We start from the raw sequence: 1442 nt of genomic DNA, 5'->3' as shown, positions 1-1442 counted from the left end.
AGTAATGACAGTATTACTTGTGCCAAAATCAATTGCGATCGCCATTATTTTTTTAGTTAAAAATTAAAAGTCGATTAAGATTGTTATATATTCCTTATTCCCAATTATTTAAGTCTTTGATAAACAGTAACTAAACCATTTTCATCTCCTACATTACCTGGGAATAAAACTACTGGTAAATTCGGAAAAAGATGATGATTGTCAGGAGTAATTATAACAGAACATCCAGCTAAAATTTGCCCTAATAATCGCGCTTCCTTTAAAGCTAAACCATCACTTAAAACATCATTAGAAGTAATACCACCTTTACTAATTAAAAAACCAATATCTGAAGGTAAACCTCGCACAATATCCATCAATACCGCCGAAACTTGTTTACCAAATTCTAATCTTGTTTCGATGTCAGGAAAATTCAATTCTTGACGACTGGTATAAACTACGGGAGTTTTGCCGTTATTTAAAGTATCTTTTATCTTGTCTAAAGCTAATGTGATAATGCCGTCTCGTTGAGTTAAATCATCCCTTAAAATGGTTACATCAATTTCAATGCCGACAATATCAGGTTGCTGTAATAATTGATTAAGTTGAGCGGTGGTTTTTTTAACGTGAGAACCGACTATAATAACCCCAGAGTTACTCGTAGGTTTATATTTAGCCATAGCTTCTGCTTCAATGGGTTGTTTCCCTAATCCCGCTAAGGAAGTTAAAATACTAGCTGCACTACGAAAAAGGAACTTTTTGCCCTCACGAGCAATTTGTAGTAAATCATGGGCAAATTTATCTAAATCCTGTTGATTTTCACCATCGACTACCACACATTGATTATGTTTCAACTCTCGAAGGCGATTTCTACTATCATTTCTAATCTCATCTAACAAAAATCTCTCGACTTTATCGGCGATAATTTTACCTTTTGTTTTTTCTTCTACATAATCAGGAAGGTAACTATATTTATAACCAAAAACAGAATCTTGAGCAAATTCCGTTTGATGCACGGGAGTTTCAACACCGTTGATTAATAGATAATGAATCGAGTTACGGGTGATTCTTCCGCCTTCAAAAAATGCCGGTATGAGGAAATGTGCGTCAAATTCGCCTAATTCTTCAGCAATAACGTCTGTTTCTAGAGGATAATGCCCTCTTAACGTAGAATCTGATCTACTTACTACTAAATACTCTTTAATTCCTTCTAAGGCGATCGCCTCTTTTAAATTACGACAAACTTCTTGAGTAACTTGTTGAGCTTCTGTGGGAGTTAATGCCCTTGTGTTAGTTAAAATGAAGAAAATGGAGGATTGATCTTTTAAGCCATCTCGTAAAGTTTCTACATCCCATTTCATTAACAATAAACAACTGTGGACTGTTTGAGAACCTGTCGGTTAATCATCTAATACAATTATCTTTGGTTGTTTATTCATAAATAATAGTTTATGTCTAACAGA

General features: G+C 34.2%; 1 pseudogene. It reads right to left on the bottom strand.

The window, feature by feature from the left end:
• Positions 1–104: 104 nt before the first annotated feature.
• Positions 105–1418, bottom strand: a pseudogene (locus FWJ34_RS19335) (four-carbon acid sugar kinase family protein).
• Positions 1419–1442: the final 24 nt, after the last annotated feature.

This window comes from Geminocystis sp. GBBB08 (genome assembly GCF_016743215.1).
Taxonomy (GTDB): Bacteria; Cyanobacteriota; Cyanobacteriia; order Cyanobacteriales; family Cyanobacteriaceae; genus Geminocystis.
Note: the sequence above shows the minus strand (reverse complement) of the source record. Positions and strands in the feature narration are given on the sequence as shown.